Source organism: Chania multitudinisentens RB-25 (assembly GCF_000520015.2).
GTDB classification, from domain to species: Bacteria; Pseudomonadota; Gammaproteobacteria; order Enterobacterales; family Enterobacteriaceae; genus Chania; species Chania multitudinisentens.
In genome coordinates this window covers 2068795-2090335 of sequence record NZ_CP007044.2, presented here as the reverse complement: position 1 = coordinate 2090335, position 21541 = coordinate 2068795, and the positions used below count along the sequence as shown (strand labels likewise).

16 protein-coding genes are annotated in these 21541 nt (G+C 51.2%); 3 read left to right on the top strand and 13 right to left on the bottom strand.

What is annotated here, in order from left to right:
* Positions 1-26: 26 nt before the first annotated feature.
* Complete coding sequence (gene trhA, locus Z042_RS09250; protein WP_154666929.1) at positions 27-692, bottom strand: PAQR family membrane homeostasis protein TrhA; 666 nt, start codon at positions 690-692, stop codon at positions 27-29.
* Between the two features lie 187 nt (positions 693-879).
* Here trhA and Z042_RS09245 point away from each other — a divergent pair, with 187 nt between their 5' ends.
* Positions 880-1488, top strand: a complete 609-nt coding sequence (locus tag Z042_RS09245; protein ID WP_024910033.1) for an HD domain-containing protein — start codon at positions 880-882, stop codon at positions 1486-1488.
* A gap of 191 nt (positions 1489-1679) precedes the next feature.
* Here Z042_RS09245 and Z042_RS09240 read toward each other — a convergent pair whose 3' ends face one another.
* The 12 genes from Z042_RS09240 to Z042_RS09185 form a co-directional block, all read right to left on the bottom strand.
* A complete protein-coding gene (locus tag Z042_RS09240) occupies positions 1680-2426 on the bottom strand; it encodes an SDR family oxidoreductase (RefSeq protein ID WP_024910032.1) in 747 nt (248 codons plus the stop codon).
* A gap of 38 nt (positions 2427-2464) precedes the next feature.
* A complete protein-coding gene (locus tag Z042_RS09235) occupies positions 2465-3430 on the bottom strand; it encodes an MDR/zinc-dependent alcohol dehydrogenase-like family protein (protein ID WP_024910031.1) in 966 nt (321 codons plus the stop codon).
* Between the two features lie 122 nt (positions 3431-3552).
* Entirely contained in the window at positions 3553-6432 is a 2880-nt protein-coding gene (gcvP, locus tag Z042_RS09230; RefSeq protein ID WP_024910030.1) for an aminomethyl-transferring glycine dehydrogenase, read from the bottom strand.
* Between the two features lie 95 nt (positions 6433-6527).
* On the bottom strand, positions 6528-6914 hold the full coding sequence (gene gcvH, locus Z042_RS09225) for a glycine cleavage system protein GcvH (protein WP_024910029.1): 387 nt from the start codon (positions 6912-6914) through the stop codon (positions 6528-6530).
* Between the two features lie 88 nt (positions 6915-7002).
* Positions 7003-8100 (bottom strand): glycine cleavage system aminomethyltransferase GcvT, encoded by a 1098-nt coding sequence (gcvT, locus tag Z042_RS09220; RefSeq protein WP_024910028.1) that lies wholly within the window; start codon positions 8098-8100, stop codon positions 7003-7005.
* A gap of 594 nt (positions 8101-8694) precedes the next feature.
* A complete protein-coding gene (gene ubiI / locus Z042_RS09215) occupies positions 8695-9897 on the bottom strand; it encodes an FAD-dependent 2-octaprenylphenol hydroxylase (protein ID WP_024910027.1) in 1203 nt (400 codons plus the stop codon).
* Between the two features lie 19 nt (positions 9898-9916).
* Positions 9917-11095: a 2-octaprenyl-6-methoxyphenyl hydroxylase gene (ubiH, locus tag Z042_RS09210; RefSeq protein WP_024910026.1), complete on the bottom strand. Its 1179-nt coding sequence runs from the start codon at positions 11093-11095 to the stop codon at positions 9917-9919.
* A gap of 1 nt (position 11096) precedes the next feature.
* The gene (gene pepP, locus Z042_RS09205) at positions 11097-12410 is read right to left on the bottom strand and encodes a Xaa-Pro aminopeptidase (protein WP_024910025.1); all 1314 of its coding nucleotides are present in this window, start codon (positions 12408-12410) and stop codon (positions 11097-11099) included.
* Positions 12411-12832: 422 nt separating this feature from the next.
* The gene (locus Z042_RS09200; protein ID WP_154666928.1) at positions 12833-13993 is read right to left on the bottom strand and encodes a fimbrial protein; all 1161 of its coding nucleotides are present in this window, start codon (positions 13991-13993) and stop codon (positions 12833-12835) included.
* Between the two features lie 62 nt (positions 13994-14055).
* Positions 14056-16659 (bottom strand): fimbria/pilus outer membrane usher protein, encoded by a 2604-nt coding sequence (locus Z042_RS09195; protein ID WP_024910023.1) that lies wholly within the window; start codon positions 16657-16659, stop codon positions 14056-14058.
* Between the two features lie 240 nt (positions 16660-16899).
* Entirely contained in the window at positions 16900-17580 is a 681-nt protein-coding gene (locus Z042_RS09190) for a fimbria/pilus periplasmic chaperone (protein ID WP_045784868.1), read from the bottom strand.
* Positions 17581-17657: 77 nt separating this feature from the next.
* A complete protein-coding gene (locus Z042_RS09185) occupies positions 17658-18200 on the bottom strand; it encodes a fimbrial protein (protein ID WP_024910021.1) in 543 nt (180 codons plus the stop codon).
* Positions 18201-19324: 1124 nt separating this feature from the next.
* Here Z042_RS09185 and Z042_RS09175 point away from each other — a divergent pair.
* Positions 19325-19963: a helix-turn-helix domain-containing protein gene (locus tag Z042_RS09175; protein ID WP_081758378.1), complete on the top strand. Its 639-nt coding sequence runs from the start codon at positions 19325-19327 to the stop codon at positions 19961-19963.
* 376 nt (positions 19964-20339) lie between these two features.
* Positions 20340-21323, top strand: a complete 984-nt coding sequence (locus tag Z042_RS09170) for a LysR substrate-binding domain-containing protein (protein WP_051506669.1) — start codon at positions 20340-20342, stop codon at positions 21321-21323.
* Positions 21324-21541 lie beyond the last annotated feature (218 nt).

The following is a 21541-nucleotide window of genomic DNA, read 5'->3' as shown; positions in this document are numbered from 1 at the left end:
AAGCACATTCTCAAAAAGACAACAAATCAGACATACAGATAAATCGCCATAAAGTGGCATAAGCTGCCGCCGAGCACAAAACCGTGCCAAATAGCATGGCCAAAGCGGATGCGCTTTGATGCATAGAAAATCACGCCCAGCGTATATACCACCCCACCCACCGCCAGCAGGGTAACGCCTCCGGTCGCCAGCCGGGTCGCCAACTGATAGATCACAATCAACGACAACCACCCCATGGTCAGATAGGTCACCAGCGATAACACTTCAAAACGATGCGCAAACGCCAGCTTGAAAATGACACCAAACAGCGCCATTCCCCAGATCACCACCATTAGCCCCTTTGCCAACGGAGAATCCAACCCCACCAGCAGGAATGGTGTATAAGTCCCGGCAATCAGCAGATAAATGGCGCAGTGATCGAGTTTTTTCAGCCAGTATTTAGCCCTTTGATGAGGTATCGCGTGGTATAACGTTGAAGCCAGAAACAGCAGAATCATGCTGCCGCCATACAGGCTGTAGCTGGTGATGGCGGTGGCATCAGCGCCGCTATTCACCGCCTGAACCAATAGCAACACCAAACCCACAATCCCTAAAATTACGCCAATGCCGTGGCTGATACTGTTCGCAATCTCTTCAGCCCATGGATAAACCGTATCAGTAAACTTCTTCGTTTCGACCTTTATCACCGCCATTTTGCCCCTCATGCGCCAACCCGCAAAGCCGCCAGTATTGTTCAAAATCAGTGTCAAAGAGCTTAACTGAGAATAATTTCAGAGTACAAGTGTACGCTAAAATAAAACTGTGAATGCTTGTAAAATTTCCCAGCGCTTGGGCTACAATCACAGGCTTTTCCCGCCAACCGACCTTGAGGTTCACATCATGCCATCTGTTGTACCCACCTTAGATTTTGGCTCCATGACTCAGGCCATCCAATTCCTGATGGAAATTGACAAACTGAAAAGCGTGCAGCGTCGCACTAAGGTTTTGGGCCGCCAGCGTCAGGAAAACTCCGCCGAACACAGTTGGCATTTTGCCATTGCAGCATTAAGCCTGGCTCCTTATGCTGGAGAAAACGTCGATATTCAGCGGGTGATCCAGATGGCTCTGTTGCACGATATCGTCGAAATCGATGCCGGTGATGTCATGGTTTACGATCTGGCAGCGCGTGCGGCGATTCACGATCAGGAAATCGCAGCGGCGAAACGTTTGTTTGGTTTGCTGCCAGAACCGCAACGTGAGTATTTCACCGCGTTGTGGCAGGAATATGAAGACGGTGAAAGCGCAGATGCCCGCTTTGCACAGGTGCTGGATCGCAGTATGCCGATACTGATGAACCTGCACAATGAAGGCCAAAGCTGGGTGGAAAACGATATCCGCCTGGAACAGGTGCTGGCACGCAATACGATGATTGCAGACACCCAGCCGGAACTGTGGAAACATTTATTGCAGCATTTGCAGGACGCACAGCGCAAAGGCTGGCTGAAGTAAAATGCAGGGTGCAATATCGATCAGTTAAGACTCACCCGTTCTCTCACCTTCGGGGTTGCCTCTTGTTCACCTATTGGGATGAGTATTCTTTTCGGGCGGTCAAGGTATTGCCTTCATCGTAAGCGCAAATAACGCGCCCGAGCAGGGGGCTAAAAGCTAGCCCCCTGCACTTCATGAATGCCCCTGTTGATTCAACGCCCGCCGGCGGCGTCGATAAAACAGCCGGTCACGTAAGAAGCCGCGTCAGAAAGCAGCCAGGCAACGGCTTCCGCCACTTCTTCCGGCTGGCCGCCACGCTGCATGGGCACCGCCGTTTTAACCCGATCCACCCGCCCCGGCTCACCGCCGCTGGCATGCATATCGGTATAAATAAACCCTGGCCGCACGCTGTTAACACGGATCCCCTGCGCCGCCACCTCCAGTGCCAAACCGGTGGTCAACGTATCCACCGCCCCTTTCGACGCAGCATAATCAACATATTCCCCCGCAGCCCCCAGGCGCGCCGCAGCAGAAGAGACATTAACAATCGCCCCTCCCTGCCCACCATGGCGTAATGCCATGCGCTTTACCGCTTCGCGGCAGCAAAGAAAATAGCCGGTAACATTGGTGGCAAATACTTTATTGATACGTTCAGCGGTAAGTTGCTCAATGCCTGCCTGTTGGAACAGAATCCCCGCGTTATTCACCAGCGCGCCAATCGGGCCAAGCGAGCTATCCAAGGCAGCAAACATCGCCACCACTTGTTCTTCTTCCGCAATGTTTGCCCGCAGCGTCTGAGCTTGGCCACCTTGCGCACGGATTTGCGCCACCACCTGCTCTGCGGCAGCTTCATCCTGCTGGTAATTAACCCCCACTGCATAACCCCGCTGGGCCAGCAATAACGCCGTCGCGCGGCCGATACCGCGGCTGGCACCGGTTACCAATGCTACTTTCGTCATGTCTGCTCCTTGCGGTGAGTGCTTGCTATTGGCCTGCGTCAGTTACGGATGCGGATCACCGAGCGAATATCGCTTTTCTTATTGATATCCCACACTTCGGCAATCTCCGCTAAAGCATGCTCCTGCGTTTCAACGCTGATGGTGCCTTCCTCCGCCAGCGCCAAAATATCGGCCACGATTTTTTTCAGTTGCGGGATCGGTGGGAAGTTGCCGGTGCCACTGCCTAAAATCTGTAGCTGTGTGCTGCGCAGTACCGCCGCAGGCAAGGCGATATTCGGGCCAGCCATCGCTCCCACATTCACCAAGCGGATACCCTGCCCACCCGCATGGGAGGATAAATCATGATGGTTAAAGGTTGCCAACAACGCTTCTGTTGCAGGCCCCCAGATATAATCCACCACCACATCATAACCTTGCGGCCCGGCGGCAGCGGTAAAGGCCTGTTTCAAGGCTTCACCTGCCAGGCCGAGATCGACTGTGGCATCGGCCCCCAATGTATCAAGAACATTCTGTCGCCGCCCGGCAGCGATAATTCGCCCAGCCCCGGCCTGACGGGCCGCGGCAATCGCCAGCTTGCCGGAGGTTCCCGTTGCCCCCATGATCAGCACAGTTTCCCCTGGCTGAATGTTGGCCCGCCAATAAAGCGGCAACCAGGCCGCCAACGCTGGGTTGATCAAGGCTGCGGCGGTCGCATCGTCCAGTGCGTCAGGTACCGGCACAGCCCATGACGCCACGCTCCGTTCCGCCAATGCGCCGTGCGGCTGGCGGAAAGAGGCAAAGTAAACCCGCTGGCCGTCCGGCGTTAGCCCGACGCCATCAGTACCGGGCACGAACGGCAGGTTTTTCGGGCTTGAATAGTGGGTGCCCGCTACAATAGCGCGATCCAACTGTTTGATACCCGCTACCATGACCTCCACAATCGTTTCACCGTCTGCTGCCTGCGGCGGTGTGAAGATGCCTAGTTGCGGTAGCTGCCCCAATGTATTTACGATCACCGCTTTCATGTCGCATCCTTATTTCATAAAAGTTGTTATTAAATCAGTAAGCCACAATCCCCACAGCGCTGTCATTAAAAAGGGACACGGCATCATGCAGTGTCCCTTGATAACAAGCTTGGCAGATTGCGTTATTCGTATTCGTTCATCGGTACACAAGAACAGAACAGATTACGGTCGCCATAGACATCATCCAAACGCTTCACGCTCGGCCAGTATTTATTCTCACGCACGCCGACCAGCGGGAACACGGCCAGTTCGCGGCTGTAGGCGTGCTGCCAATCTGCAACCAGTTCGGCCTGAATATGCGGCGCATTCACCAGTGGGTTATCTTCCAGCGGCCATTCGCCTTGATGTACGCGGTCGATCTCGCTACGAATCGCCAACATGGCTTCGATAAAGCGATCCAGCTCCACTTTGCTTTCTGATTCGGTCGGCTCCACCATCAGTGTGCCCGCCACCGGGAACGACATGGTCGGCGCATGGAAACCGTAGTCGATCAGGCGTTTGGCGATATCCATTTCGCTAATGCCGGTTTCTTCTTTCAGCGGGCGGATATCCAGAATACATTCGTGCGCCACACGGTGATCGCGGCCGGTATACAGCACCGGATAAGCGTCTTTCAGGCGAGTAGCGATGTAGTTGGCATTCAGGATCGCCACCTGGCTGGCCAGCTTCAAGCCTTCCGCCCCCATCATGCGAATATACATCCAGCTAATCGGCAGAATCGAAGCGCTACCGAACGGGGCGGCAGACACGGCGCCCTGCTGCGTGGTCACGCCATCGATTTGCACCACGCTGTGGCCCGGAACGAACGGTGCCAGATGTGCTTTCACACCGATTGGCCCCATACCAGGGCCACCGCCGCCGTGCGGAATACAGAAGGTTTTGTGCAGGTTAAGATGCGAGACATCAGCACCGATATAGCCCGGCGTGGTAATACCCACCTGGGCATTCATGTTGGCACCGTCGAGATACACCTGGCCGCCGAACTGATGCACAATCTGGCACACTTCGCGGATAGTTTCTTCATACACGCCGTGGGTTGACGGGTAAGTCACCATAATGCAGGAAAGCGCATCCCCAGCCTGCTCGGCTTTCAGCCGCAGATCGTGCAGATCGATATTGCCATGCTTATCGCAAGCCACCACCACCACGCTCATACCCGCCATCTGGGCAGAAGCTGGGTTGGTGCCGTGTGCCGAACTGGGGATCAGGCAGATATGGCGGCCCGCTTCGCTGCGGCTTTCGTGATAACGACGGATCGCCAGCAAACCGGCATATTCCCCTTGCGCACCAGAGTTCGGCTGCATACATACTGCGTCGTAGCCGGTCAGTTGCACCAGCCACCGCGACAGTTGGCTAATCATCTGCTGATAACCGGCAGCCTGCTCTGGTGGGCAGAACGGGTGCAGTTCAGCGAATTCCGGCCAGGTGATCGGGATCATTTCTGCGGCGGCATTCAGCTTCATGGTGCAGGAGCCCAGCGGGATCATTGCCTGGTTCAGCGCCAGATCTTTGCGCTCCAAGCGATGCATATAGCGCATCATCTCGGTTTCGCTGTGGTAACGGTTGAACACCGGGTGAGTGAGGATCGGATCTTGACGCAACATTGCCGCCGGGATCGACAGGCTCCCGTTGCCGACTTCGGTATCCAGCACGTCAATATCCAAACCATGATTATCCCCCGCCAGTACCGCCAGCAGCGCCTGCACGTCTTCGCGCGAGGTGGCTTCATCCAGCGTGATGCCCACGGCACCGCGAATATCAGTGCGCAGGTTGATACCAAAGCTCAGCGCACGCTCCAGCACTGCCGCTTTGTCTTTCACTTCCACGGTCAGGGTATCGAACCAGGTTTTATGGCGCAGCGACAGGCCGGTTTTTTGCAATCCAGCCGCCAGAATATCGGTCAGGCGATGGATACGCCCGGCAATGCGTTGCAGGCCTTGTGGCCCATGATACACCGCGTACAGGCTGGCAATATTCGCCAGCAGCACCTGCGAGGTACAGATATTCGAGTTAGCCTTTTCACGGCGGATATGTTGCTCACGGGTCTGCATCGCCATACGCAGCGCGGTGTTACCCGCTGCGTCACGGGAAACACCGATGATACGGCCTGGCATTGAACGTTTGAATTCATCACGGCAGGCAAAGAACGCTGCGTGTGGGCCACCGTAACCCATTGGCACACCGAAGCGTTGTGCAGAACCGAACACCACATCCGCACCTTGTTTACCTGGAGCAATCAGCAGCACCAGCGCCATAATATCGGCCGCCATGCTGGTGATGATTTTGCGGGTTTTCAGCTCCGCCAGCAGTTCGCTGTAATCATGCAGTTCGCCGGTAGTTCCCACCTGCTGCAACAGCACGCCAAACACCCCTTGCAGCTCCAGCACTTTCGCTGGCTTATCGACGATGACGTCAAACCCGAAGGTTTCAGCGCGGGTACGCACGACATCCAGCGTTTGCGGGTGTACGTCATCCGCCACAAAGAAACGGTTGGCGTCTTTCAGCTTGCTGGCACGTTTGGCCAGTGCCATCGCTTCTGCTGCGGCAGTCGCTTCATCCAATAGCGAAGCCGATGCCAAATCCAGCCCGGTCAGATCGAGTGTAACGGTTTGAAAGTTAAGCAGCGCCTCAAGGCGGCCCTGCGATACTTCCGGCTGATACGGGGTATAAGCGGTGTACCAACCTGGGTTTTCCAGCATATTACGCAGGATCACCGGCGGCGTCAGCACTGCGCTGTAGCCCATACCGATATAGGATTTATAGCACTGATTTTGCGCCGCAATCGCCTTCAGCTCAGCCAACGCCTGATGTTCAGTGACCGCATCCCCCACCGGCGGTGGCCCTGGCAGCTGAATATCTGCCGGCACAATCTGTTGAGTAAGCGCGTTGAGCGTGCGTGCGCCCACCATTTCCAGCATCTGTTGCTGTTGCTGTGCAGAAGGGCCGATGTGGCGCTCAATAAAGGCTTCGCTGTGTTCAAGTTGGCTGAGTGTCTGGGTCATTGCGACTAATTCCTGAATGCTTGCGGAGTATGTATGGGATAGCGTCTGAATGGCAAAACGCCCCGCTGTGGGGTCACATACGGGGCGTTGGCTTATTATTCGTCGATAGAAGCCTGATAAGCATCAGCGTCCAGCAGCTTATCGAGTTCTGCCGCATCAGACGCCTTAATGCGGAACAACCAACCATCGCCATACGGATCGCCGTTGACCAGCTCTGGAGAAGCTTCCAGTTCCTCGTTAATGGCAATAATCTCACCGCTGATTGGTGCATAAATATCAGAAGCGGCTTTCACAGACTCCGCTACGGCACAATCATCACCGGCGGAAAAGGTCGCGCCCACTTCCGGCAGATCGACAAATACCATGTCGCCCAGCAGTTCTTGCGCATGTTCAGTGATGCCCACAACGTATTCGTCGTCACCTTCATCACGCACCCACTCATGAGATGCAGCGTATTTCAATTCTGTTGGCACATTACTCATTGGCCTGCTACTCCTTTCAAAGAAATAATTTCCCCTGCATTTTTCACGCTCCCGCGCAAAATCCACCGGGTATTTATTGAATGAAAAATCAATTAATCAGTGACTTACCGGCACGCACAAAACCTGGTTTGATCACTTTCACTGGCATTTCACGGTTACGGATCTGCACAACGGCCTGTTCGCCAATCCCCGTAGGCACACGCGCCAATGCAATACTGTAGCCCAACGTTGGTGAGAAGGAGCCACTGGTAATCACCCCTTCATGGGTTTGGCCAGTTGCATCGGTAAAACGCACCGGCAGCTCATTACGTAATACACCTTTTTCCGTCATGATCAAGCCGACCAGTTGTTCAGTGCCCCGCTCGCGTTGCTGTTCCAACGCGCTGCGGCCAATAAACTGGCGCTCTTGCGGCTCCCAGGCGATGGTCCAGCCCATATTGGCGGCCAGCGGGGAAATCCCCTCATCCATTTCCTGCCCGTAAAGGTTCATACCGGCTTCCAGCCGCAGTGTGTCACGCGCGCCCAGCCCTGCGGGCTTGACGCCAGCAGCCAGCAGTCGCTGCCAGAAATCAACCGCCTGTTCTTTTGGCAGGGCAATTTCGTAACCAGCCTCACCGGTATAACCGGTGGTAGCAATAAACAGATCCCCAGCCTGCACGCCAAAGAAAGGTTTCATTCCCGCCACGGCCTGCTTTTGCTCTGGGGTAAACAAGGTGGCAATGCGTTGTTTAGCCTGTGGGCCTTGCACCGCGATCAGCGCCAGATCGTCGCGCACCGTTAATTCAACGCTGTACGGTGCAGCATGTTGGGCGATCCAGGCCAGGTCTTTGTCGCGCGTGGCAGAGTTCACCACCAGGCGGAAAAAGTCTTCAGTAAAGAAGTAAACGATCAGATCGTCAATCACGCCGCCGGACGCATTCAGCATGCCGCTATACAGCGCCTTGCCTGATTGAGTGAGTTTGGCAACATCATTTGCCAACAGGTAACGCAGGAATTCACGGGTACGGGCACCGTGCAGATCCACGATGGTCATGTGGGAGACATCAAACATCCCGGCATCCTGGCGCACAACGTGGTGTTCATCAAGCTGAGAGCCGTAATGCAGCGGCATCATCCAGCCATGAAAATCGACCATACGCGCACCACAGGCCACATGCTGCTCGTACAGTGGGGTTTGCTTTGCCATTTTATCCCTCTTTCCACTCAAACTGGCCGAAGGCAGGGTGTTACTACGCAATCAGGCTGGTTTAGCTCGCAGAACATCTCACCAGCCTGATTGCGTGGCGCACACTGACCGTTCAACAGGTTACCGCGCCGTGAAATACCGCTACTCGGCATTACAGCCAACAACGCCGCAGCTGCAAGTAAAGCGGGTATAACCGTCACGACGCAAACGATATCTTTGCCCTGACGTTATCACTGAACGAGCAGGTTAACCATAAGTTAAAATATACCCAACGTCGTTCAGCGCCAGTGAACCTACTTTTTATTATGCAGAATTTTTCACTGGTAAAATGCGCCAAAAAGCACAAAACCAACAATTAAAGCGGCAAAAAATCGAAATTATATAACAAACAGATTATGCATCAGGGCATTTTGAGGTTTTAGAATACGCAATAGAATTAGAAAAAGTAATGATAAAATCTCACTGAAATTAGAATTTCTCAAATGAATACGGGAAGAGATCGGGGGAAAACGCTGGCTGCTCAGTAGACAGATTTTAATGTGAGGAAATAAGGAGGAAAACCGAAGAGGCCAGCACGCTGGCCCCGTGCAGCGATTATGCTAACCATTCAGGCAAGTCATTCAGGCCCATCGCCTGACGTACCAGCCTGGGTTTCACGCCCGGCAAACTGTCTGCCAAGCGCAGGCCAACGTCACGCAGCAATTTTTTAGCCGGGTTGCTACCGGCAAACAGCTCGCGGAACCCCTGCATGCTGGCCAGCATCACTGCTGCGCCGTGCTTACGGCGGCGTTCATAACGGCGCAGATACAGATGTTGGCCGATATCTTTCCCCTGACGTTGCAGGCGTTTCAGCTCGGATATAAGTTCAGCCGCATCCATAAAGCCCAGATTCACCCCTTGCCCAGCCAATGGATGCACAGTATGCGCCGCATCTCCCACCAACGCCAAGCGGTGCGCAGCAAAACTGCGCGCATAGCGCCCGGTGAGTGGGAAAGCTATACGCTCACTTTCCAGTGTACAGTGGCCCAGCCGCCTATCGAAAGCGATAGCCAGTTCATGGTTAAAAGCCGCAGGCTCAAGCTGTTTCAACCGTTCCGCTTCCGCCGGCGCCACCGACCAGACGATTGAACTCAAATGTGGATCGCCAAAAGGCAGGAATGCCAGAATACCATCGCCGTAGAAGATTTGACGGGCCGTGGCTAAATGCGGTTCCTCAGTGCGGATCGTCGCCACCAGCGCACTGTGCTGGTAATCCCAGAACGTCAGCGGGATATCGGCATGTTGGCGCAGCCAGGAGTTAGCACCATCGGCACCCACCACCAAACGAGCGGTCAGCATGCGGCCATCTTCCAAGGTGACAAAAGCCTCATTCTCGCCCCATGCCACCTGTTGCAACGCCGCGGGGGCAATCAGTGTTACATCGGCCAGCGTTTCCGCTTTGTTCCACAGCGCTTGCTGAATCACTTCATTTTCAATGATATGCCCCAAATGGCTGAAACCGCATTCATCGCCCCGAAAGGCGATCTTGCCAAAGCTGTCACGTTCCCACACTTCCATCGCGTTGTAAGCGCTGGCACGCAGGTTGAGGATCTCACTCCACACGCCAATCTGTTGCAGCAGACGTTCACTGGCAGCGTTAATGGCCGATACGCGCAATGCCGGCTGTTCCTGCAACGGCGAACTTTGCGACCGCCGCTGTTCCAACACCGCCACGCGCAGGCCGCTGCCCTGCAAACCACAGGCCAGCGCTAAACCCACCATACCGCCACCAGCGATAATCACGTCAAAAGATTGCATACTGCGTTAATTCCTTAAATTAGCGTTCAACCCAGCCTAATGTGCGTTTGGCAAAGGCGTCGCGCACCGCCGGTAACTGTTCCATCGCCATCAATCCCAGATTACGCCCGGCAACCAGTGGGGCATAATCATTGGCAAACAGCCGGATCAAACCGTCGGTCACGCCAATGGTCGCCTGCTGATCCTGCTGCCGCCGCTGCTGATAACGGCTCAATAACGGATAAGCCCCCAAATCTTCACCCGCCTGTGCCGCCGCTGCCAGCGTTTCTGCCAACGACACCACATCGCGCAGGCCCAGGTTAAACCCCTGCCCGGCAATCGGGTGCAACGTTTGAGCTGCATTCCCTACCAATGCCAGGCGGTGGCTGACATGCTGGTTGGCGATCAACAGATTGAGAGGGTAACTGTGGCGTTTGCCAGCTTGCAGTATCTTGCCCAGCCGCCAGCCAAACGCCTGCTGTAGTTCACTCAGGAAACGCTCATCATCCCAACTATCCACCTGTTCACGATTTTCTTTGGCGTGACACCAGACCAACGAGCTACGCCCCTGTGACATAGGCAACAGCGCCAGCGGCCCAAAGCGGGTAAAGCGTTCAAATGCCCGCCCTTGCGGTGCTTCTGCGGTGGTAACGTTCGCGATGGTCGCAAACTGCGGATAAGCGCGCTGCTGCCACTGCACATGGCAAGCCTGCGCCAATGCCGAACGTGAACCATCTGCCGCCACCAGCAGTTGCCCACTCAAACGCTGCCCATTATCCAACTGAACTTCGGCACTGTCAGCAGTACGCAACACATCAACCACTTTAGCTGGGCAATGCAGTGTTACGCCTGGAGCTTTTGCCAACAGGGCAAACAGCCGTTGCCCGGCGTCGTGCAACTCAATCACCTGCCCCAGCGCATCAACCTGATAATCCTGCGCATGCAGGTTTACAAACCCGGCATGGCCGCGATCGCTAACATGAACCTGGGTGATCGCCGTAGCACAGTCACGCAGTGCGGGCCAGATACCGACACGCGCCAACTGCTGGCAGGTTCCCTGCGCCAACGCAATGGCTCTGGCATCGAAACCGGGGTGCGAGTGACTGTCTGGCCGCGTTGCCTCAACCAGATCGACTGCCACCTTGCCCTGAGTCAGAGAAGCAAGCGCCAGCGCCAGCGTTGCGCCAGCCATGCCGCCGCCCACAATGATGATGCTCATGTTATTTGGCCGCCGCCATCAGGGCTTCGATCGCGTCTGCATCCTTCACCACGCTGGCGGTCAGGTTTTCGTTGCCGTCTTGGGTAATCAGAATGTCGTCTTCAATACGGATGCCAATACCACGGTATTCCTGCGGAACGTCGGCATCCGGCGCAATATACAAACCGGGTTCGACCGTCAATACCATGCCCGGTTCCAGAATACGGTCGCGGCTAGGGGAACCATAATGACCCACATCATGCACATCCAGGCCCAGCCAGTGGCTTAGGCCATGCATAAAGAATGGGCGATGCGCCTGCTCGGCAAACAGTTGATCCACTTCGCCTTTCAACACACCGAGTTCAACCAGGCCAGCGATCATGATACGCACTACCTGCTCGTTTACCTGGCGGATGCTGATCCCCGGTTTGAACATCTCCAATGCCCGGTTGATTGACGCCAACACAATATCGTACACCGCCCGCTGCGGCTTGCTGAATTTGCCGCTGACCGGGAAAGTGCGGGTGATATCCCCGGCATAACCGTGGTATTCACAACCTGCGTCAATCAACACCAGATCTCCGCCACGCATTTCACACTCGTTCTCGGTGTAATGCAGGATGCAACCATTTTCACCGCTGCCAACGATGGTGTTGTAAGCAGGGTAACGCGCCCCCAAACGGGTGAATTCATGCAGGATTTCGGCTTCCAATTGGTATTCAAACATGCCGGGGCGGCATGTTTCCATCGCGCGGGTATGAGCCAATGCGCTGATCTCACCCGCACGGCGCATCACGGCAATTTCTTCTGGTGACTTAAACAGGCGCATTTCATGCAGCCACGGGCGGTAATCGGTGATGCTGGCCGGGGCTTGCAGATTCTGGCGGAAGCCTTTGCGCAGTTGATCCAGCGCGCCAAACAGGATGCTGTCTGCGTAAGCATATTGCCCCTGAGCGTGGTACACCACGTCCAGGCCGTTCAGCAATAAATGCAATTGTCCATTGATCTCATCGAACGCCAGGGCGCGATCCACCCCCAATTTAGCCGGGGCCGCCTCTTGCCCCAGACGGCGGCCAAACCAGATCTCAGCCGTCAGGTCGCGTACCCGGTTAAATAATACGCTGTGATTATGGGTTTCATCGCTTTTCACCAGAATCAACGCGGTCTCCGGTTCGTTGAAACCGGTCAGATACCAGAAATCACTATTCTGACGATACGGATATTCAGAATCCGCGCTGCGTGTCGCTTCCGGTGCCGCAAAAATAACGGCTGCGCTGGCCGGAGCCATCTTCGCCAATAACGCCTGACGGCGGTTGTGAAATTCTTGCTGAGTCAACAAATTAGCCTCATTGATGTCGATGGATTTTTATGTCGGCTACAAAAATATCAGCGTTAGCCCACATTATTCAACTATCTGATTTTACGGTTTTTAGTTAACCGCGACCAACAGATCCCCGCAAACCATCCCACTTTACTCTCTTCGGCTTTGGGTTGCATCACCCTCCATACTGGAAGCCGTCGGTATCGTGGAGGCAGAAGTGGCTATCTATGAGGAAATCGCTGTTTTATGAGGGGAAATGGATGGTAGGGAACTCGCGGCCTTGCTGTTGGCGCTAAAAGTATTAAAACGATGGGGTCGAAAAAGCAGCCCGGTTAGGCATTCACTTCTGGCTGCTCTTTAGACCCCAGCTCATACTGGGGGATAATCAGTAATAAAATAGAGAGACATTTCTTCTGATCACCCCCCTCTTTTATTGCTTAATAATAATTAATGGTAAATGTCACTTTGCCATTTGCCTTGCCTGGCGTAGGAGTAGTGGCGGTTTGAATATATCTCGCTGCCAGCGGCACACGAATGGTCGGGCTGCCGTCTTTCGGTAATATCTGCGTTTGTTCTGCCGCAAAGTTAAACAGCGTTGGCGTTTGGCTACTATCTCCCCAACCAATCTGGATACCTACGCCCGACGCCGCACCGGGAACCGTTGAGTCAATTGCCATGATCCCGTTAGCGGCATCAATCACTTCTGTCGTTGGCGCCAGACGCACACCAATGCTGTTATTGATTGACGAAGAAACAGTGCCAACCCCTGTAGTGAAGTTCATCATCCGCGTGGTGTTAGTCTGATTATAAAAACCGTAGAACGTAGGGCAATTGGTTAATGAAATTGAGGCATCAACCCAGGGCGTAGTCGAATTTATCCCACTGAAATTATCGCGGATATCATGAGTTCCCAGGCCAACCGTGACATCCGGGGTGGTACAGGTCTGCGTTGAGATAGTCAGGTTCCCCTGAAACGTGACTCGGTTTAGCTGGATCGGTAATCCTGGAATGGCCGCACCAGAACGAGAGTTCACCATATTGTCGCTCGCCGTTGGGAGGCTTGCAGCCGAAAGGGAATAACTCCCTGGCGTCAGCGGACCTATTTTAATCAGCGAAATATAGCGCGTGGCACCACTGAAATTAACTTCCCCCCCAAGCGTGCCAATTTCAATATCTTCATCACGGTACCCCATCGCTCCCAGCGTAGCGGCGGCACGATTATTGTACCGTGATATGGCCACCCCAATCCCAGGAATACTGGTCTGATACACCGCCCCGGCAAACGGGCCGGTATTTAACCCACTGAGCGCATAGGGGGCCTGGAGAATCGCGACGGCCCAGTTCGCGACGCCAACATTACCATCCGAGGGGCAATCTACAGCCATGAATGGCGCATCAAACCAACTTCCCTGGTAAATAATGGTGCCGATCGGAATATCAGCACCGGCTGAAATCACCGGTGGGCTCAGTGGAACCGTCAGCGATGCCGGGCTCATATCAGAACGAAGCGCACATGACTTCACCGCCCAGCTGCTGTGGCTTATGGACATCAGCAGCCCGGCGGCCAGTAGATTCAGTACGTTTTTTATTGATAACATGGTGATATTCTTTCCCTCTTTCCGGCAGGCATACCGCTACGGCCAGAAAGGACAATCGTTTGTTAACCTACATTGGTCATCGCTGGCGTAGACAGGGCTGGGATACAAGCGGTGTTAAACTGCTGTATCGAGATTTGTTGTTGCCCTTTAGCCACCGGCATCAGCCTATAGCCCACCATACATTGCATCTGGCTGCCTTCGCCCCACTGCACACGTAGCTGCCCCTGTTCTTGCGCCACACGTGCATACAACTGCCCGCCCTGGCCTACCGACCCCACACTGTTGCCTTGGCTGTCAAAGATATCGGCCCCAAACGGTACCGGTTCCCCTTGATAGGTCGCATTCACCAGAATAGGCGTACCTTTCTTAGCCGTATATTTTATCTTCACTACCGCCCCGGAATACGGCGCTACTTTCTGGTTAGTATTATCCAGTTCCACATCAGCCGCCGTGCCTTTTGGATCGATGCTGATCTCGTTCATCTGGTACGGGTTCAGATAAGGCACCACCGCATAGCCGCGTGAATCAACCCTCACCCCCGGATAGGACGATACGCTGGCCCCTTCCGCACCTTTAGCTTCTATTAACGCGAAAGTATCTGAGGTGTATGGTGTAAATGTCACACCACCGGCGTGCGCAATCACGGTGCCATTCATCCCGGCAGATGCGCCCTGATAACCTTTACCAGTACTATAGCTGCCATTCAGCGCCGTAGCCGCACTGCGGTAGTTGGCACTCAATGCCCCACTGGAACCAGTCCCCTGGTTGGCATTCATCGCCGTCACTCCGTAACTGAATGCATTATCCTGCCCAGCGGTGCCGGATACTGAGGCCTGTTGACCATAACGGCCACTGCTGTCATGTGACAGATCCAGCCGTAGCTGTGGCGTGTGCGTCTGATCATCCCGACCCAGCGGCAAACTGAAACTCAACAGATAATTGGTTTGCGCTATGCCCAGGCTGGAGAAACTACGATTGACACTGAAACCGTAAGACAAACTCTTGTAACGGTTGTTGTAGCCTATTTGGTACTGCTTCTCACTGCCATCACGATTCCAGTAGTTCTGCAATGAACCGCTGATATACAGTTGCCCCCAGTTCTCAGGTAATCCTTGCCCGGCAGTCAGCGTCAGGCGGTTCTTGGCCCGTGAAATCGACTCCGGCAGATACCCTTTCTCTACCGCATCGCGGGTTCGCATTGCGGTCATAAAATCCATATAACCGGCGGTGGAGAAACGGTACGCTGCCAGCGATAAATTACTGTTGGTCTCGCTGATAAGTTTGCTGTAGCTCACCCGATAACTTTGCCCACTGAGGCTGGTACTTGATGTATCAGTACCGTTCGCCAAATGGGTGCGCGCCTGAGTCGCATCAAACGCCAAGGCACCAATCGGCGTGCCGACCGCAGCCCCCAGTTGCAGCGCATAATAGTTCTGGCTGGCCTGCAAGCCGCCATAGCCGGTAATAGCATTGGTCAGCCCGAGCTGATAGGTTCCCTGATACAGCGCCGGTTTCTCCCGCAGGTTATCGTGACGCAATTCACCCGCCGTAACGGTATAGCGTGACGCCCCTGGGCGCAACAATTGGGCCACCGAGGCATAAGGCACGCGGAACGTCTGTAGGGTACCATCGGATTCGCGTACCGTCACATCAAGATCCCCACCGTAGCCGGTCGGGTACAGATCGTTAATCAGAAATTCCCCCGGTGTGACCGTGGTTTCATACAGCACCTGGCCGCTCTGACTGACCGTTACCCGGGCATTGGTACGTGCGATACCGCGGATCTCTGGCGCATAACCGCGCAGGGATTCCGGCAACATTCGTTCGTCAGTGGCCAATTGAATACCGGTAAACGGCAACGTATCAAACAGTTGCCCACTGGTGTTCGATTGCCCCATCAACACCCGGGCTTTGAGTGCCGGGATATCGCGTTGCAGGTAGGTATTGATACTGCTGTACTGGTTCGGCCCGTCATTCATACGAAGATAAGAGCCGTTATGGCGCAGATACCACGCTCCAACGTTCATCCCGGCATTCACTCCGGCAAACATCGAGTTGAAAGTGGTACCGTGCGATCTGCTGGTATAACCATTGACGTTATAACCGAGCAATAGCGCAGGTACGCCGCTGTCCCATAGTTCGGAACTGACAGTACCCCGCGCTGCCTTCAGCATATAGACTTGAGGAATGGTGATATCCAGCCGCTGCTCATTGCTGTCGTAATTGACCTGTGCCTCTGGCAATTTATTCTGCAAATCCAGGCACAGGTCATCAGAATTTTGTGAATTTAAAAAACCTGAGGGTAATTTGCTGTAGTTAAACGCAATATTTTTCACCAGCTCGCGGCTCAGGCAAGGATAAACCGACTGATCAGCCCGCACCTTGAATTCAATATCAATATTGCTGATTGGCTCGTTGTTAATATAAACAGCTGTTCTATATACCCCAGGTAAAACTGCCGAACCGTTAGCAAACCGGCTGAGATCAACCGTTTTTTCATCATCAACGTTCAGGAAAGAAGCATCGAATTCCAAATTCTTTGCAATCTCTTGCGGAGCCGAAACCGTCGTTTCAGCGCTGGCATTCCCCACAAAAAAAGTCGATAGAATAGCTATAGCCAAAGGAGAAAGTTGGCTACGAAGGTTATATTGCAAAGATTTTGACATAGAAATCCCTTCAAGAACTTATTTCCTGAATAATGATTGATGCAGTAATTGAATATATTTCCCCAAAACAATTCGAGTTGCAGGAAAGCAGTAAAAATCGGCAACAGACCGACTTAAACAGCGCTTGCGCTAGCCCATAGGGTGATCATAATCCTGATGATATACCCTAGATAAGTAACGGGAAACCAACGCACATGCGACTTGAAAGATGGCAGCTATATCTATATATCTGCGGGTCGCTTATTTCACTACTGCATCAAAAGTATTAATTGCACCATAATCATTAACAACACTCCCGGTAATTTTATTTCCTACATTACCCGGTAGATTCAATACCATTGTGTCCCGCGGTGCCACCATCGCATGATCGAGTTTCTTACCATTAAGCGACAGATTCACCAAAGATACATAATACGGAGTGGGATTCGTCACCTGTACACGGTTTCCCTGATTGCCCCAAGTTAACGCTTTCACTGCATCATTGGCATTGCCTGCCAAGCCAACCGGGCGATAAAACAGTTTGATTCGAGTACGGAAAGCCATCTGTAAACGGTTTTCGTCAGCTTTCGCCTGATTTTTGGCCGGAACTTCCAGCACATTCAGCCAGAATACTGACTCTCTATCCATCGGTAATGCACCCCCTGCGTAACTGATACGCAACGTCTGACCTTTGGCAGGCTCCACACGGTTCATTGGTGGGGTCAGCACAAACGGCACTTTGATCGCAGAAGGTTTGGCATCAGCATCACCAGTATCAATCCAGCTTTGCAGCAAGACAGGAGAAGGGCCACCATTGCTGATTTTAACGCTAACCTCATTCGCATCAGAAGGATAAATCACCCGTGTTCCACTGATCACCACGCTGGCCAAACTATTGGCACTCAGCAGGGCAGCAACGGCAAAGGTGCAAATCTGACGCATATTGAGAGAAAGAAACTTCATTATTATAAACTCCAGATAAAACAATTGGTTGGGAGGGGAACCCCCTCCCAATCCTATTACTCGTACTGAATTGAATAAACAACGTTGCTGATCACAGTACCAGGAGTGGTTGGTGCTTCAGCGTAGTAACGAACGATATAAGGCAAGCTGGCGCTACCGCTAAGAATGCTCTTATAGGTGGTATTAGCGACCTGGCTCTGATTACCGGCTTCGATTACTGCCTGAGTTGGGCTTGAAGCATCCAGCAATTGCAGGCTGACATTTGTTGCACTACCGCTCACATTTTGCAGACGGCCTGTTACCTGATCAACTGAAGCACCCGCTTCGAAGAAAGCAGAAGCAGACTCCAGAGTCCCAGAGCAATTGTTCAGCGCCATCACAAAGCCTGTAGCGCCAGCAGTACGGGTAGCAGCTTGCAGTTGGTTAGTACCAACGGTAGGCAGAACAACGGTAGCGTCAGCAGCCTGGCCATCAACAATCACATCACAGGTTGTTGCAGTCAGTTCGCCATTAAAAGTGATAGTCCCGGTGGAAGCTGCCTGAGCCACACCAGAAGACAGAGCAACGGTTGCAATAGCAGACAGAAGAATCTTTTTCATTAAAATATTCCTTACTTACAGTGAATTTGACGTCCTTATCATTAAGAAACGTCTACAATGCTTATTTAATGTTCATCATTGAACGGGATAAAAATAACCTTCATTTAGAAGATTATTTTCAATACGCTCAAAGAATTAAAAGATGAAAAAAGTGATAAATTCCTTTTACTGTTCTGCTCAAAGTTCAAGCAATCCAAACATGGCGGTGGTTAATATGCAAACACTATAAGATTTAACTTAGTGGTAGTAAAGTAAGTATTTTTTATCAGTGATAAAAAAATATTAATACCAACATTAATAAATGGGAAAAGATAAAATTAAATGAACTATTTCCCGCATAATATTTGGTTTTATAAGTAATGATATGTTTTATTATTCAATAACTTTAATGTAAAAAAGAAAACCGTTAACACCAAACGAGGATTTACTCCTTATAACTAACTCTAGGCTAGCATATCCATTCATTATTTTGTATCCTGTTGCTGTTATACTATCGATGACTCAATGAATTGCTATGCTGCAAAGCGATACCATAATCATTAAATTTCTTTTTTTTAATTTCCACGCTTTACTATCATTTTTTGTTATCACCGATAAAAAATATTTCCTTCACAGGATGTAAGTAAAATCCTATACTACCTCTCATCAAGTGGGGCATTCTCTAAAACAGCCTCTCAACGATAGGAGGATGAACAATAAATAACCTTCCGAACATGAATATTGACCTCATGTGATAAAAGGTTATTGGTTCATCCTAAAGTTTAAAAAACAGGTATTGCTGATAAAAAATTTTGCTAACTCATTAAATTAATCCTGCCAGTCAGAAACATGTTAACAATATGTTTTTAATGTGTTTCTTGATACTAAATGAAAAGGATTTTCATGACAAAATTTATCCCAGCCTAGGTGATGGGTTTATTGCGATTGATGATCTCAGCCGCTCCTCAGCAAGCAAAGTTCAGATTGAATTTAAAACTTATATTGATACTGCCTGTGCACTGTTAATGTTCTCAAAGGCAATTTATTCGTAAGTATATTGAAAGCAGCCTGGCTCTGATGAAATTTCACTTATTGTGTTTATTTATAAAAAGATATTTATACACTAAAAATTTCCTGAGGAAACAATGAGAAAGAAAAAAGTAGTGCTTCAATGCTCCTGTAATTTTACTCAAGCTGGATTAAAATCGCTCATCAGCGATACTCATTTATCTGGACAACTTGAGATTGTTGCCAGTACCGATAATTTAAAATACTGCGAGACTCTTCTAAGCTGTTTGCCGACTGTGGATATCGTGATCCTGACACTCAGCAACAGCGATTATAATCTTGCCGCGCTGTTGCGTTTTATTGGTGAATATTTACCGCAAACGTCACCTTCCTGCAAAGTCGTGTTGCTCAGTGAAGTGGCGTATGTTGACGTACTGAAAAACTATTTTAGCGGGCTACAAAACGTCTGGCTCACACTGGATAGCTCAATCAGCCTGGAAGAGTTGCAAAAACGCTTGCTGGAGACTGTTCCTTCCCACCAGGAACAGTGTGAAGATACCGGCAGATTTTCTGCCATGCTCACGTCACGCGAGTGGGTGGTGTTACAAAACTTACTGGCTGGAAAAACGCCAAGCCAGATAGCTAACGATTTACAACTAAACTACAAAACGATAAGCCACCACAAACGAGCTGCATTAACGAAGCTGGGTATGCGTTCATTATGCCCCTTATTGGTTCGCAACCATGCCCTAAATAATTGGAAAAATGTGACGTAGTGCCCCCAAGAACTTAGATAAATCAGTGGGGAATCATGTACCACAAGCCAGGGTATCAGATAAAGAAAGAGACTTATGTAAACTGATTAACTACAGAATATGGTTGACAGTATTAACCTAACTTTCGTTGAACGATGTTGAGAGAACAAACAGCTTGCGCCTATCAGCGGCCACATTATACCTAGCTGAACTTGACATATTCATTTGGTATTAAATTATTTTTTTGACATCAGGATAGAAATGCCAGCACCTCTTTCTATCTTGTTAGTCTTTTCCTTTACACCTGATTCATAAAAAGTAATTATTGTTCATAGAGTTATCGTAAAATCACCTATTTTATATTTCACAAGCATCAATTGAACATAAAAAATTAGTAATGGATGAAAAAGATAAAATATTCATGAGAAACCTACCCAAACCCAATCAGCTGAAAATGTTCCAGTCAATTATAGAACATGGCAGCTTTCGTGCAGCGGCTAAAGCCCTACATCAAACTCAGCCCGCTTTAACACAATCAATGAACGAGCTTGAGAAGATGTTAGGCACGCAGTTGATGATCCGCGGACCTCGTGGTGTTGTGCTGACTGATGCAGGGAAACTCTTTGAACCTCGTGTACAGCTAATATTGAAAGAATTAGAGCGCGCTGTTACTGAAACAAAACAATTTAGCGCAGCATCCAGAGGCACCATTGAGTTAGGGAGTTCTTCTTTGCCCTTCTTTACCATGCTACCTCCGGCAATTTTACGTTTTCAAAAACGTTTTCCACAAATCAGTATCAATATCACGGAAGGGCAGATTTCTGAACTTTTGCCAGCCTTACGCGCTGGGAAATTAGACTTTATTATCGGCGCTGCATCGTCTGAAGATATTATCTCCAGCGAATTTATCGAGGAACCGTTCTTTACCGCTCCTTTTGGTATATTGGCACACCGGGAGCATCCGTTGGCTCAAAGCCACTCACTACAGCAGCTCCAAGGGGCTAAATGGTATTTGCCGACCTCACAATTAGGTTACTACAACCAACTGGATACTTTTTTGTTTCCCGAAGGGAAACAATCGCCACAAATGGTGATCAGAGGGGGAACTGCAATCATGGCGATACAGATGGTGCTGAATGCAGGTTTCTTAACAGTAGCAGCCAAGGAAACGTTACGAGTACCTTACCTAAATCAGTTATTGTGTACGATACCGATTAGCGAACCATTACCAGATGCATCTTACAGTTTTATCTACTCCCGGCGTTTACCACTGACGCAGGTTGCCAGAAAGATGATGGATAAGCTGTTGTGGGAATGCAAAAACTATCCTTGGTATGAAGAAAACGAAGCTAAACCAGCTTTTCTGACGAGCACACCATAAACTTTATCAGCTCTTTATCAACCACAGAGAACATTATCCATAAAGAAGCACCTTTCTAGCTCTTTGAAGGCCGCCCCATCATCACTACAATGAGTTAAAAATTTTATGGGCATTTTTCCAGCTTTTATCGGGAGGATAATGATAATAATGGAACAAAAGAACTTTCACCTTAAGTGATAATATCAACATTGGCTCACGGCGAGTTAGAATGGCAGGCA

Coding starts and splice junctions, on each gene's coding strand:
- trhA (WP_154666929.1), bottom strand. CDS start 692: ATGGCGGTGATAAAGGTCGAAACGAAGAAGTTTACTGATACGGTTTAT.
- Z042_RS09245 (WP_024910033.1), top strand. CDS start 880: ATGCCATCTGTTGTACCCACCTTAGATTTTGGCTCCATGACTCAGGCC.
- Z042_RS09240 (WP_024910032.1), bottom strand. CDS start 2,426: ATGACGAAAGTAGCATTGGTAACCGGTGCCAGCCGCGGTATCGGCCGC.
- Z042_RS09235 (WP_024910031.1), bottom strand. CDS start 3,430: ATGAAAGCGGTGATCGTAAATACATTGGGGCAGCTACCGCAACTAGGC.
- gcvP (WP_024910030.1), bottom strand. CDS start 6,432: ATGACCCAGACACTCAGCCAACTTGAACACAGCGAAGCCTTTATTGAG.
- gcvH (WP_024910029.1), bottom strand. CDS start 6,914: ATGAGTAATGTGCCAACAGAATTGAAATACGCTGCATCTCATGAGTGG.
- gcvT (WP_024910028.1), bottom strand. CDS start 8,100: ATGGCAAAGCAAACCCCACTGTACGAGCAGCATGTGGCCTGTGGTGCG.
- ubiI (WP_024910027.1), bottom strand. CDS start 9,897: ATGCAATCTTTTGACGTGATTATCGCTGGTGGCGGTATGGTGGGTTTA.
- ubiH (WP_024910026.1), bottom strand. CDS start 11,095: ATGAGCATCATCATTGTGGGCGGCGGCATGGCTGGCGCAACGCTGGCG.
- Z042_RS09200 (WP_154666928.1), bottom strand. CDS start 13,993: ATGTTATCAATAAAAAACGTACTGAATCTACTGGCCGCCGGGCTGCTG.
- Z042_RS09195 (WP_024910023.1), bottom strand. CDS start 16,659: ATGTCAAAATCTTTGCAATATAACCTTCGTAGCCAACTTTCTCCTTTG.
- Z042_RS09190 (WP_045784868.1), bottom strand. CDS start 17,580: ATGCGTCAGATTTGCACCTTTGCCGTTGCTGCCCTGCTGAGTGCCAAT.
- Z042_RS09185 (WP_024910021.1), bottom strand. CDS start 18,200: ATGAAAAAGATTCTTCTGTCTGCTATTGCAACCGTTGCTCTGTCTTCT.
- Z042_RS09175 (WP_081758378.1), top strand. CDS start 19,325: ATGAGAAAGAAAAAAGTAGTGCTTCAATGCTCCTGTAATTTTACTCAA.
- Z042_RS09170 (WP_051506669.1), top strand. CDS start 20,340: ATGGATGAAAAAGATAAAATATTCATGAGAAACCTACCCAAACCCAAT.